The sequence below is a fragment of the Bradyrhizobium vignae genome (genome assembly GCF_900324035.1).
In the GTDB taxonomy this organism is placed as follows: domain Bacteria; phylum Pseudomonadota; class Alphaproteobacteria; order Rhizobiales; family Xanthobacteraceae; genus Bradyrhizobium; species Bradyrhizobium vignae.
On the sequence record NZ_LS398110.1, the window covers coordinates 783,700 to 796,505 of the forward strand.

Genomic DNA, 12,806 nt, shown 5'->3' on the forward strand with positions numbered 1-12,806 from the left:
ATGTTTCAAGACCTCCGTTCGGTGCGGCCGGGGCCGATTACTCCGCCGCCACCATCTGCTGCGTGCGCCATTGTCCGAGCAGGGCGCGGAGCGAGGCCGGCTTCACCGGCTTGTTGAGCACCGCGATCTTCTCGTCACGCGCGGCGACCTGCACGGCGGGGCTGCGGTCGGCGGTGATCAGGATCGCGGGGATTGCGTCGCCGAAGCGGCGCCGGATCTCGCGGATGGCGGCGATGCCGTTGCCGCGATCGAGGTGATAGTCGACCAAGAGTCCGGTGACGCGCCTTCCGGCTGCTTCGATTGCGGCGATCGCGCCTTCGGGATCGGCGACGGCGATCACCTCGGCGTCCCACGCCTTCAAGAGCGTGCGCATGCCGTCGAGGATCGCCGCATCGTTCTCGATGCAGACGATCAGCGCGCCCGCGATCGGCGTGCGCGCCAGCGGGGTCGCACTGGTCACGGCGGCAGTGTGGGTGACCGCCTTCGCCGTCGGCACCGTCACGGAGAACACCGAGCCGCCGCTTCTATTGGCGTCGATGGCGATGCCGTGGTTGAGCACGCGCGCCAGCCGTTCGACGATCGAGAGGCCGAGTCCCAGCCCGCGAGCGATCCGCGCGCCCTGCTCGAGGCGATGGAATTCCTTGAAGATCTCGCCGCGCTTGACCGCGGGAATGCCGACGCCGGTGTCGTAGACGGAGATCTTGAGCGAGGCGCCGCGGCGGCGGCAGCCGACCAGCACGCGCCCGCGCGGGGTGTATTTGATCGCGTTCGAGATCAGGTTCTGGAGCAGCCGCCGGAGCAGCAGTCGGTCCGACTTGACCGGGAGCGAGCAGGGCACGAAGGCGAGTTCCAGGCCCTTGGCGCGCGCGATCGGCGCGAACTCGATCTCCAGCGAGCGCATCAGATCGGCCATCTTGAAGCTCGAGATCGAGGTCGTCATCGCGCCGGCATCGAGCCTGGAGATGTCGAGCAGCGCGCCGAGGATCTCCTCGATGGCCTGCAGGGATTCGTCGATGTTCTCGACCAGCCGCGTCTCTTCGCCATTGTGCTGGCGCTCGACCAGGCTGGTGACATAGAGCCGCGCCGCATTCAGCGGCTGGAGGATGTCGTGGCTGGCAGCGGCGAGGAAGCGGGTCTTGGAGATGCTGGCGTCTTCCGCCGCGCTCTTGGCCAGGGCCAACTCCGAGTTCAGCCGCGTCAGCTCCTCGGTGCGGTCGCGCACGCGCTTCTCCAGCGTCGCATTGGCGCGCTCCAGCGCTTCCGCGGCCTCGAAGGTGGGCGTGACGTCGGTGAAGGTGATGACGAAGCCGCCGCCGGGCATGCGGTTGGTGAGCACCTCGATCACCATGTGGCGTTCCGGCAGGCGTTCGAGATAAGGCTCGCCGTCGGTGGTGTAGGCCACGAGCCGCTGCTCGATCATCGCCTCGCGACCACTCTCATCGGCCGGATCGCTCACGCCCATGAATTCCAGGATCTCGCGCAGCGGGGTGCCGAACTGGATGAAATGCGGGGGCACGTTGAGGAGATCGCCGAATTGCCGGTTGGAGCAGATCAGTTGCAGGTCGGCGTCGAATACCGCGATGCCCTGGCGCACATGGTTGAGCGCAGTCTGGAGGATCTCGCGGTTGAAATGCAGCGCCGCGTGGGAATCGTCGAGCAGTTTCAGCGCGGCCTTGGCGGAGACCGTCCGCTTGCGCAAGAGCAGCGACATCACGAGGCGCGAGGACGCCGCGCCGATCGAGGAGGCGATCAGGTGTTCCGCGTGCTGGAGCAGCTCGAAATCGGCGGGTGCTCCGGCTTCCAGACGCATATTGCGGTGGGCCGAGAAGGCCTCGAACGATTGCCGCGCGCGATCGGGGCCGAGATATTGCGCCACGGTGGTCTGGATGTCCTGCACCGTGACGGTGGTGCGCCAGCGACGAAAGCTGGGCGTGATCGGCGCCAGCGTGTTGGGCACGAACAGGTCGGCCTGCACCAGTTCGATCGAGGACGGCCGTCGCGCCAGCGACAGCAGCACATAGGTGAGAATGTTGAGCGAGAGCGACCAGACCACGCCGTGCATCAGCGGCGGCAGGTCAGCGCCGAACAGCGCCTGCGGCCGCAGCGCCTCGATCCCGAACGGACCATGCTGGAGCAGCAGGATCCCCGATGTCGACGAATCCATGAAGCTCGGGATGAAGAGCGTGTAGAGCCAGACCGCAAAACCGACCAGCATGCCGCCGATGGCGCCGCGCGCGGTCGCGCGCCGCCACAACAGGCCGCCGAAGAAACTGGGGGCGAGCTGTGCGATGGCGGCAAAGGAGAGCAGGCCGATCGCCGCGAGCTGGGCGTTGCCGAGCGCGCGATAGTAGAAATAGGCCATCACCATGATGGCGAAGATGGCAAGCCGCCGCGAGCGCAGCAGGAAGTCGCCGAAACCGGTGGCCCCGGTGCGGCCTTCGGGCCGCCGTTGCAGGACCAGGGGCACGACGAGGTCGTTCGAGACCATGATGGAGAGCGCGACGCATTCGACGATCACCATCGCAGTCGCCGCCGACAGGCCGCCGACGAAAACGGCGACGCTGAGAAGTCCCGCGCCGCCGTCCATCGGCAGCGCCAGCACGTACATATCAGGATCGACCGCGCCGAACGGGAAGGTCACGAGCCCGGCGAGCGCAATCGGGATCACGAACACATTGATGGCGACGAGATAGAGCGGGAACAGCCAGCGCGCCCGGCTGACCTCGGCGTCGCACGAATTTTCCACCACGCTGACGTGGAATTGGCGCGGCAGCAGCATGATGGCGCACAGCGACAGCAGCGTCATGGTCAGGAAGTTGCCGATCGACGGCGAGTATTCGATGGCGCGCACCGCTTCCGGTGTCTTCATCGCGCGCTCGATCAACTCGTGCGGCGAGAACATCCAGAAGGTGACGAAGATGCCGGCGGTGAGGAAGGCAACGAGCTTGACGATGGATTCGGTCGCGACCGCCAGCATCAGCCCGTGCTGGTGCTCGGTGGCATCGGTCTGCCGCGTGCCGAACAGGACCGCGAAGGCCGCCATCGTCAGCGTCACCATCAGCGCCATGTCGCCGAGGATCGGGATGTGGGAGAAGGCCTGGTCTTCGCTCAGGATCGTGCCGAGCGAGGAGGCCACCGCCTTGAGCTGGAGCGCGATATAGGGCACCGAGCCGATGATCGCGATCAGCGCGACCGTCGCCGCCACCGCCTGGCTCTTGCCGTAGCGGGCCCCGATGAAGTCGGCGATCGAGGTGATGTTGTGGGCTTTGGCAAGCTGGATCACGCGCCGGAGCACGCCGGCGCCAAGCCCGATCATCAGGATCGGGCCGACATAGATCGCCAGGAAGTCGGTCGAGGCGCGGGTGGCGAAACCGACCGAGCCGAAGAAGGTCCACGAGGTGCAGTAGATCGCCAGCGACAGCGGATAGATCAGCCCGGAGGCGCGGCCGCGCCCCGCCGGCGAGCGGCGGTCGCCATGGCTCGCCACCAGGAACAGGAAGCCGATATAGCCGAAAGCGGCGGCGATCACGCCCCAGTCGTGCAGCATGGGTCGGGGGCTCTCTCCCTGAGCGCCGGCGGCGCCCGAGCTCATTTTCCCAGCAAATCTAGCGCGTTGAGCCGACGCAAGCGACAGCGAAATGCCCGGCGCAAGCGGGAACTGCGGGTGTCGTTAAGGCAAGGCGGGACGCGCGCTGGCACTTACCCTCCCCTGGAGGGGAAGGGTCGATCGCGCGCAGCGCGAGCGGGGTGGGGTGATCTCTCCACTCGGGCACCGTTGGACGTGGAGAGACTGTCACCCCACCCCGTCTCACATTTCGCTGTGCTCAATGTGAGCCGACCCACGAGCGAGCTACGCTCGTCTCGGACCCTCCAGGGGAGGATGGAAAGGGCCTACTCCGCGGCCAGCGACTTCTCGCGCAGCGGCAGGCCGAGGCGGTCCCACACCTGCAGGAGAGCTTCGGCGAGTTGATCGATCAGGCCGTCGTCGTGATAGGGCGAGGGCGTGATGCGCAGGCGCTCGGTGCCCTTGGCGACGGTCGGATAATTGATCGGCTGGATGTAGATCCCGTGCTCTTCGAGCAGGAGGTCGGAGGCCTGCTTGCACTTCTCGGGATCGCCGACGAACAGCGGCACGATGTGGGTGTCGCTCGACATCACCGGCAGGCCGGCGGCATTGAGGATCGCCTTGACACGGGCGGCGCGGTCCTGGTGGTGCTCGCGTTCCCAGCTCGACGTCTTCAGGTGCTTGATCGCGGCGGTTGCGGCCGAGCAGACCGCCGGCGGCAGCGCGGTGGTGAAGATGAAGCCCGGTGCATAGGAGCGCACGGCGTCGATGATCTGGCCGTTGGCCGCGATGTAGCCGCCGAGACAGCCGAACGCCTTGGCGAGCGTGCCCTCGAGAATGTCGATGCGATGCATCACACCGTCGCGCTCGGCGATGCCGCCGCCGCGCGGGCCGTACATGCCGACGGCGTGGACTTCGTCGACATAGGTCATCGCCCCATAGGTCTCGGCGAGATCGCAGATCTTGGCGAGCGGCGCGACGTCGCCGTCCATGGAATAGAGGCTCTCGCAGACGATCAGCTTCGGCCGATTGGGGCCGGCCGCTTTCAACAGCTCCTCGAGATGCGCAACGTCGTTGTGGCGGAACACGACGCGCTCGCAGCCGGACTGGCGGATGCCCTCGATCATCGAATTGTGGTTGAGCTCGTCCGACAGAATCAGGCAGTTCGGAATGAGCTTTGCGATGGTCGGGATGCCGGTCTGGTTCGAGACATAGCCCGAGGTGAACAGCAGCGCGGCCTCCTTGCCGTGGAGATCGGCGAGCTCGGCTTCGAGCTGGACCAGCGGATGATGCGTGCCGGCGATGTTGCGGGTACCGCCGGCGCCGGTGCCGACGCGCGTTGCGGTCTCGACCATGGCGCCGACCACCTTCGGGTGCTGGCCCATGCCGAGATAGTCGTTGGAGCACCAGATCACGACGTCGCGCTTGCCCTTGGGGGAGTGCCAGACCGCGTGCGGGAACCGGCCGGCCGTGCGTTCGAGGTCGGCGAACACGCGGTAGCGCCGCTCGGTGTGGAGACGGTCGAGGGCGGTATCGAAGAACTGGTTGTAATCCATCGGCAAAACCTGCTGCGGAACCTGGTCCAAGGCGGCCGTTCATTTTTAGAGCTTTTCCAGCTCCAATGTCCATGCGCCTGCGCACATTCGAAGCAAGGCGAGCGGGCCAATTGATAACGCCGGTCCGGCGGCGATTGTTGATGTGGATCAAGCGCCTAACACGGGCCTGCCGTCCGGACCGGAGTTGCCAGGGCCAGGCAGGGGCTGCCGTGGACAATTTGTCCATGGCGCGGCTGCCGTCCATGATTGCCGAGCCGGTCGCGCCGACGCGGACCCATTCGAAAGGAAGCCCCGATGAAACGTGTGATGATCCTCAACGGTCCCAACCTCAACATGCTCGGCATCCGCGAGCCGCACATCTACGGCACGACGACGCTCGCGGAGGTCAACGCGAGCTGCGGGGAGGCCGCCGCCAAGCTCGGCCTCAAGCTTGCCTTCCACCAGTCCAACCATGAGGGCGTGCTCGTCGATCTGATCCAGTCGGCGCGGCAGGACGCCGATGCCATCGTCATCAACCCGGCCGGCTTCTCCTTCACCTCGGTCGCGATCATGGACGCGATCAAGACATTCGAGGGCCCGGTGCTGGAGGTTCACATCTCCAACATCCACGCCCGCGACGAATATCACCGCCACTCGAAGATCTCGTTCGTGGCAACCGGTGTGATCTGCGGGCTGGGACCGTTCGGCTACATCGCGGCACTGCACGCGATCGCGAATATGAAGTGAGATGCTGCCGCGGCGGCGGTGCGCTCCCTCGCCCCGCTTGCGGGAGGTTGGGGTGAGGGGCTCTCCGCGGAGACGGTGAGAATTGGACTCGCGCCGCCACGCTTCGCGTGTCGGCCTCTTCCCGCAGGCGAGGCGAAGACAAGACTCACGTCGTCCGAAACTGCAACACGCCGTCCTGCATCTCGGCCGTCAGCCGGCCCTCGACGATCATGTAGTTGACATGGGCGACCAGCTCGCCGGCGGCAAAACCCATCTGGTGCTCGTCCAGCACGTGCTTGTTGAACACGACAGGCACCAGTGCTCGCGAGGTTTGCGGCACCTCGCGGCAGGCTTCCGCGATCAGGCGGCAGCGCTCCTCGTGGTGGTCGGCGAGCTGCTTGATGCGGGTCTTCAACCCGTAGAACGGCACGCCATGACCGGGCAGCACCAGCACGTCATAGGGAAGTGTCGTGGTGAGGCTGGCGAGCGAGGCCAGATATTCGCCGAGCGAGTTCTGGTCGGGCTCGACCGCCCAGACGCTGACATTCGGCGAGATCTTGCTCAGCACCTGGTCGGCGGAGAGGAACAGCTTGTCGTCGGCGCAATACAGCATCACCTGATCGAGTGCGTGGCCGCCGCCGGTGATCACCTTGAAGCGGCGCGTGCCGATCACGACGTCGTCGCCATGCGAGATGCGGCGGTAGGACGGCGGCAGCACCGAGACGCGCTTGAGATAGTCCTGGCCGCGGCCGAGCAGCTTTTCGGTGAGCGACTCGTCCATGCCGTGGCGGCGGAAGAACAGCCGCTGCGCCTCGCGCCGCTCCTCGGTGCCGCGGTTCTGGTGATAGACCGATTGCAGATATTCGACCTGCGACATCACCAGCGGGCAATTGAAACGCTCGACGATCCACCCCGCGAGACCGACATGATCAGGGTGCGAGTGAGTGACGATCAGGCGCGTGATGTTGACGCCCTTCAGCGGTCCATCGAACAGCTTGGTCCAGGCTTCGATCGTCTCCTCGTTGCCGAATCCGGCATCGATCATCGCGTAGCCGTCGCCATCGGCGAGCAGGTAGATGTTCACGTGGTTGAGGCGGAACGGCAGCTTCAACCGGGCCCATAACACGCCGGGCCTGACCTCGACGATCTGTTCGGGGCCGGGGTGCTGTTCCCAGGGGTAGCGCAGGGCCTCGGCCGAGGACTGTGCGGTGTCGGTTTTTGAGCTCATGCTACCCGCTTAAACCCAGCGCGCGCGGGGCGCCAGCCGAAAAAGGACGGGCCATGCTACTCCGCATGGCCGGCATACCGGCCGTTTTCCGTAGCCCGGATTGCGCGCAGCTTCATCCAGGCTACGGGCCGGCGTCCCTACGCCGCCCGCATGTCGTTGAGGAATGCATCGATCTCCCCGCGCAGCATATCGGCCTCGCGCCTGAGCGCGTCAGAGGCGTTCAGCACCTCGCTGGCCGCAGCGCCGGCTTCGGCGGACGCGGTGGAGACGCCGATGATGTTGCTGGAGACTTCGCTGGTGCCGCCGGCGGCATGCTGGATGTTGCGGGCGATTTCGCGCGTGGCGGCGCCCTGCTCCTCGACTGCGGCGGCGATCGTCGTGGTGACGTCGTTGATCTCGCCGATGATCCGGCCGATCCCCTGGATGGCGCCGACCGCGGAGCTCGTGATCTCCTGCATGCTGGAAATCTGGGTGCGGATCTCTTCCGTCGCCTTGGCGGTCTGGCTCGCCAGGCTCTTCACCTCGGAGGCGACCACCGCGAAGCCGCGGCCGGCTTCGCCCGCGCGCGCCGCCTCGATGGTGGCGTTGAGCGCGAGCAGATTGGTCTGCGAGGCAATGGTCTGGATCAGGTCGACCACGACGCTGATGCGGCTCGCGCTGTCGGCAAGGCTCTGTACGGTGGCATCTGTCGATCCCGCTTCATCGACGGCTTTCTTGGCGATCTCGGCCGAGGTGACCACCTGGCGGCTGATCTCCTGGATCGAGGAGGACAGCTGCTCGGTGCCGGCCGACACGGTCTGCACGTTGACCGAGGTTTCCTCCGCCGCGGAGGCGACCGCGTTCACCAGCGCGCTGGACTGGTCGGCAGTGTTCGACATGCTCTGCGCGGTCGATTGCATCGAATTGGCCGATTGCGCCAGATTGTCGAGCGCGGAGCGCACCGTGCTTTCGAATTCGGCGATCTTCGCCTCCATGCGCGCGGCACGCTCGGCCTTGGCGATCCGGTCCTTGTCCTGCGCGTTCGTCAGTGCGCGGGTCTCGATCATGCTTTCCCGGAACACTTGCAGCGTGTTCGCCATCACCGAGATTTCGTCGTTGTGGTTCTTCGAGCGGTAGATCTCGGTTTCGAGATCGCCGTTCGCCAGCAGCTGCATCGATTGATGCAAGGCGCCGATCCGGCGCAGGATGTTGCGGCCGACATAGAGCCAGACGAACAGCGCCGAGCCGACCAGCATCAACGCGCCCAGCGCCAGCATGACTGACGTCGCGAGCGAAATCTCCTGCCGCGCCGCGAAGGTCGAGGCGTTGGTCTCCTTCTGCACGCCTTCGACGAGCTGCTGCACGCTGATGCCGAGGCCGACATTGAGCTTGCGGGTCTCGTCCAGGATGGTCTGACCGTAGTCGATGGAGTCGAGCTCCTTCTCGCGCAGATTGAACACGCCGGTCTTGCCGGTGCCGAGTGCGAGCAGCTTCTCCGCCGTCTCGCGCAGCATCTTGTTGCCCTGGTTGTCCGGCAGCAGATCGAGGTTCGAGCGCAGGCGTCCCTGTGCCGTCTTGAATTCCTTCTGGATGTCGTCGAGCTTGTCGCTCGTGCTGGCCGACAGCGCCGCGCTCATGTCGGCGGCAGCGAGATTGCCGCTGGCGACGACGTTGCCGAGCTGACCGACGGTCTGCGCGGCGTCGGTTGCATCCGCGGCTGACATGTCGGCCGAACCGAGAATGGCGTTGACGCGGGTCTGCGCGTCCAGCATCGCCGGACTCGCGGCGCCGACGAACGCGCCCTGCGCACTGCGAAGCGCGTCATATTGCTTATCATGGAGCGCCGCGATATCGAGCCGTTCGCGGGCGGCCTTCGCCAGGCTCTGAGCCGCCTCGTTGATGCTCTTCATGGTGTCGCTGAGGCCGGAGACGACGCTCTTGTCGGCGCCGAGCTCGATGATCTCGTTGAGCTTCTGCTGCGTCTGCTCCTGCAATTCCCTGAGCTTCTTGGTGCGTTCATTCAGGGCGTCCTCGCTTTGCGCCGCAAGCAGGGCTGGTCCCTGCGCCGCAAGGCTCGCGCTCAGTGCCGACAATTGCAGGCTGGCGGAAAGGCGTGGAATGTCCCGCCCGCTGAGTTCGGTCATGCGTCCGCCGAGATTCTGCAGCGCGAGGCCAGCGCCGGCCGCGATCACGAGGCCCATGCCTGCGATCACCGCGAAGGCCGCGAACAGGCTGCCGCGCACGCCCCATTTCGGCATTTTGAAACGAGGACGGAAACGGCCAAGGAAGCCGCCAAGGCCCAGACGGATCGCCATCGAAATTCCCCCAATGTTCTTTTGTTTGTGGGCGGCAGTATCGGCAGCACCGGTTAAAAAATCGCAATTGGCGCAATTGGTTGCGCATGTTCCGCAGGGCGAAAAAAGAAGGGCCGGCAACGAGGCCGGCCCTTCAGCGCGATAAGGTTTTGATAACCGATCAGTAGCGCGCCACAGCCGGGCTTGCCCAGTTGAAGCGGTAGTTGACGCCCGCCTTGAAGGTATGGTCGTCGGTGGTGAAGTTGCCGGTGCCGGCCAGCGGGCCCGCGGTGAAGTGCGCGTCGCCGAAATTGTAGTACTGGTACTCGGCCTTGGCCGACCAGTTCGGGGCGAACATGTATTCCAGGCCGGCGCCGAGGGTGTAGCCGTTGCGGTGATCGCCATCGATGATGAAGCCGGTCGGAACGCCGCCGACGGTCACCTTCTCGTTGTTGTCCGAATAGGCGTAGCCACCCTTCACATAGAGCAGGCCGGGACCCCAGGTATAGCCGACGCGGCCGGTGATCGAGCCGAGGCCGCGCTGATCGTTGGTGTAGGCGACGCCGCCCGGGAACACCGCGCCGACGCTGCCGGAGAGCCAGGAATACTGGCCTTCGACGCCGACCACGAAGTTCGGGTTGAGCTGCCAGTCAGCACCGACCTGCACGCCACCGAGGAAGCGGCCGTTGCCATTGTTGCCGGTGGAGAGGCCGTTGAAATTGTTGTCGCTGGAGAACGCGCCGCCGACATGGGCGCCGAGATAGAAGCCGGTCCAGTTGTAGATCGGTGCCGCATAGGCCGGGGCCGGAGACTTGTAATAATTGCGCGCGCCGAGATCGGCGCCGACGGCCGGCGCAGCCGCACCCAGCGCGAGCAGCGCAACGGTCGCAAACAGAAACTTCTTCATGGTCTTGAACTCCAACACTTTATGTCCCCGGCAGGCGCGCTGTTTCGCGCCGTCGTTGGTTTTGCAGATAGCTCGCTTTTGACGAAAATGCTGTCACATCCGTGGCGCAGCGAGAGCCAACCCAACTTATTGGGGCGCAAACGATTTTCGTGCTTAATGCCGGCTTAAGAAGTGCTGAAGGAAGGCTTAACTTCGCGCGTGACAGGTAACTTGTGCGCACCTCTTGTTAACCGAGACGCCGCCGCGCCTCATCGCGCATCTGCGCGCGAAAGGCCGCGCGCTTCGCGGGCCGGTCTTCCTCGCGGACGTCATGACGATCGAAGATGTCGAACTTCTCCAGGATCGGATAGCGCTCGCTCGCCATCGCGAGCACGCGCAGTATCTTGGTCGCCTCCGGCGAGGGACCGCTGACCTCCCAGCGCCGGATGGTGTCGGCGCCGCCTCTCTCCGGCAATCCGCACAGCCTGGCCATGTCGGCTGCAGTGAGCTCGCGCTCGAGGGCATCGGAGAGATCGTTGCGAAGCTGCTTCAGTTCGGCGCCGGTCATGCTGTTTGCGTCCAGGGAAATCACGGAACGCAACGCAGTAGCGCTGATTCGGGTCCGTCCGAAGGCGGCAGTTGCGTGCCCGCGCTCCGGCACCTTCGCCCGCGCACGGAGTTATGAATGGAGACCTGTGGAAATTTCCCTATGAGTGAACACTTGGCATGACGGGGCGCACCGGGCGAAAGGATCAGCCATGAGAACCATCAGACTCGCGATCGCCGCGCTCGTCACGACCGGACTGCTTGCTACGCCTTTCGCGGCTGAAGCAAAGAAGGTCCGGTCGAGCCGGCATTACAGCACCGGTGTGGTGGCGCCGACCTATGGCGGTGTCGGCGTGCCGGCCACGCAGCCAACGGGGCCCTACGGGTCATCCGGACAGACGGTCGGCACCGTTACCGCGCCGTCGATCGGCTCGTACAATTGGCCTTCGGTCGGCGTGACTAACGCGGTCCCCACCTGGAGCAACACCACGAGATAGAGGGCGCTTCGGCGACGTGGACGCCGCTCTCCGGATCGACGCGTGCCGCTCACCGATCCGGAGAGCAGATAAAGCGCAATCAGCAATGTGGTGACCGACAGCATCGTCGCGATCGGCGCGAAGCATCCCATCGAAACTGGGCGTCCGCTGCTAAATTCCGCGGCCGGTCTGTTGACCGATCACGCAGCGCCATGCCGCCAGGCGCTCGGCCGGGTGCTGGTTCATCCATTCGGCGAGCTGCGGCGCGCCCATCAAGCAGGACTGCACCGAGACCTGCGCAAAATCCGAGCTGGTGACGAGCTGCTCGTGGCAATTGGAGGGAGAGGCGAGGCTGCAGAGCACGGCGATGATTTTGATCACGACAGGTTACCCCCGTCGCGGCCGATGAATGCGCGGCCGATCGTCGGCTCGTCCTGCCCCTCGTTGGCCGCATCGGCCGGCGGGAAGATGCTGTCGTAGATCGCGCGTGCCTCCTTGATGAGGCGGGCTCGCTCGCGCTCGGATTTCGAGACAAACCGAATAACTTCGCCCATGTTGGCTCCGACTATCAGTGGGTGGTCCGTCATCAGATGACGTCAATCATTCAATCGTCATCTATGGTGTCGCCTTCGGCTTTGAAGCGTCGGGGCCGGTCACGACCGGATAAAAAGCACGTGACCGAGCTCCCGGAACCGAATGTCCCGGTGTGGCTCATGCGCTGGGTTGCAAGGCTGTCCACCACGTCACGTTCCCTGTACGGCTCCAGGCGGCAATCGAACGATTGCTGGCCTCAACTTATCCCTTGCAAAAATCAGCAAGGATAGTCTTACGAAAGCAAATGCTGCTCGATCGAATATGTTTCGTTGCGCGCAGCGAGCAAGTTTTGGAACCATCACGAAGATCGATGAACGACGACAAGCCGCCTCAGGCCACCTGCTCCTTCCGTCCCGGCACTGCCGCGAGCAGCTCGCGCGTATAGGCGTGCTCGGGCGCGGCGGCGCGCCACCGACGATTTGCCGGAGCCGGATTCGCCGACCAGGCCAAGCGTCTCGCCTTTGAGATGTTGAAGTTGACCGCGCGCGCGGCAAGCAGCGCGATCAGGGTCGATACAAGGCCAACGAGTAGCGACACGCGCGCGCCAAAAATCATGCCGGCGAACACGTCGCGGCGCTGGATCACGGCGTCGGAAAGACCTTTCGCACGCGCCGTCTTGACGAAGTCGAGCCGCTTCACCTCCAGCATCGAGGCGCGCGTCATACGGGTGTAGGTCGCCATGAAGAACAGGCCGAGCGTCATCGCCGGCATGATCAGGTGTTTTGCGACGTCGACCGCGTGGGCAAGGCCGGTGAGGAGTTGAGAACGACGATCGCGAACAGGACGATCACGCCCTTCAGCACACGCTGAGCGACGAAGGAGAGCATCTAGACTCGTACGCTAGTTGGTTGAGGCGGTCTTGCCGCGAAGGACACCTCTCCCCAACGGGGGCCCCAACGAGGAGAGGTCGCGCCGAAGGCGCAGGTGAGGGGGATCAGGTTCCACGAGAGAGCGTAACCCTCACCCGGATCGCATCT

The 12,806-nt window shown here is 65.0% G+C and carries 10 protein-coding genes and 2 pseudogenes; 2 read left to right on the forward strand and 10 right to left on the reverse strand.

Translation table 11 applies throughout. The features are described from left to right. Window positions 1-37: 37 nt before the first annotated feature. Window positions 38-3,547 carry a PAS domain-containing hybrid sensor histidine kinase/response regulator gene (locus tag BRAD3257_RS03760; protein WP_122400723.1) on the reverse strand — a complete coding sequence of 1,170 codons (3,510 nt, stop codon included), beginning with the start codon at window positions 3,545-3,547 and terminating at the stop codon, window positions 38-40. 344 nt (window positions 3,548-3,891) lie between these two features. Then, the gene (gene hemA, locus BRAD3257_RS03765; RefSeq protein WP_122406355.1) at window positions 3,892-5,121 is read right to left on the reverse strand and encodes a 5-aminolevulinate synthase; all 1,230 of its coding nucleotides are present in this window, start codon (window positions 5,119-5,121) and stop codon (window positions 3,892-3,894) included. Between the two features lie 294 nt (window positions 5,122-5,415). Between hemA and aroQ the strand changes: the two genes are divergently transcribed. Next, complete coding sequence (gene aroQ / locus BRAD3257_RS03770; protein WP_122400724.1) at window positions 5,416-5,847, forward strand: type II 3-dehydroquinate dehydratase; 432 nt, start codon at window positions 5,416-5,418, stop codon at window positions 5,845-5,847. A gap of 145 nt (window positions 5,848-5,992) precedes the next feature. On the opposite strand, the gene BRAD3257_RS03775 is transcribed toward aroQ, so the two are convergent. The 4 genes from BRAD3257_RS03775 to BRAD3257_RS03790 all read right to left on the reverse strand — a co-directional run bounded on the left by BRAD3257_RS03775 (window position 5,993) and on the right by BRAD3257_RS03790 (window position 10,781). Then, window positions 5,993-7,054 (reverse strand): MBL fold metallo-hydrolase, encoded by a 1,062-nt coding sequence (locus tag BRAD3257_RS03775; protein WP_122400725.1) that lies wholly within the window; start codon window positions 7,052-7,054, stop codon window positions 5,993-5,995. 137 nt (window positions 7,055-7,191) lie between these two features. Beyond that, entirely contained in the window at window positions 7,192-9,348 is a 2,157-nt protein-coding gene (locus tag BRAD3257_RS03780; protein ID WP_122400726.1) for a methyl-accepting chemotaxis protein, read from the reverse strand. Window positions 9,349-9,508: 160 nt separating this feature from the next. Beyond that, window positions 9,509-10,234: an outer membrane protein gene (locus BRAD3257_RS03785; protein WP_122406356.1), complete on the reverse strand. Its 726-nt coding sequence runs from the start codon at window positions 10,232-10,234 to the stop codon at window positions 9,509-9,511. Window positions 10,235-10,460: 226 nt separating this feature from the next. Continuing rightward, on the reverse strand, window positions 10,461-10,781 hold the full coding sequence (locus BRAD3257_RS03790) for a helix-turn-helix domain-containing protein (RefSeq protein ID WP_122400727.1): 321 nt from the start codon (window positions 10,779-10,781) through the stop codon (window positions 10,461-10,463). 190 nt (window positions 10,782-10,971) lie between these two features. On the opposite strand from BRAD3257_RS03790, the gene BRAD3257_RS03795 reads away from it, so the two are divergent. Continuing rightward, window positions 10,972-11,256, forward strand: coding sequence for a hypothetical protein (locus tag BRAD3257_RS03795; protein ID WP_122400728.1), 285 nt, complete (start codon window positions 10,972-10,974; stop codon window positions 11,254-11,256). A gap of 150 nt (window positions 11,257-11,406) precedes the next feature. Here the strand turns inward: BRAD3257_RS03795 and BRAD3257_RS03800 are convergent, their stop codons facing one another. The 4 genes and pseudogenes from BRAD3257_RS03800 to BRAD3257_RS42110 form a co-directional block, all read right to left on the reverse strand. Further along, complete coding sequence (locus BRAD3257_RS03800; RefSeq protein WP_027573332.1) at window positions 11,407-11,616, reverse strand: hypothetical protein; 210 nt, start codon at window positions 11,614-11,616, stop codon at window positions 11,407-11,409. Next, complete coding sequence (locus tag BRAD3257_RS40175; protein WP_164936878.1) at window positions 11,613-11,789, reverse strand: hypothetical protein; 177 nt, start codon at window positions 11,787-11,789, stop codon at window positions 11,613-11,615. The genes BRAD3257_RS03800 and BRAD3257_RS40175 overlap by 4 nt, the downstream gene beginning before the upstream one ends. A 443-nt stretch (window positions 11,790-12,232) precedes the next feature. Then, window positions 12,233-12,321: pseudogene (locus tag BRAD3257_RS42105) on the reverse strand (ATP-binding cassette domain-containing protein); the annotation flags it as partial. Between the two features lie 27 nt (window positions 12,322-12,348). Then, window positions 12,349-12,585: pseudogene (locus BRAD3257_RS42110) on the reverse strand (ABC transporter permease subunit); the annotation flags it as partial. Window positions 12,586-12,806 lie beyond the last annotated feature (221 nt).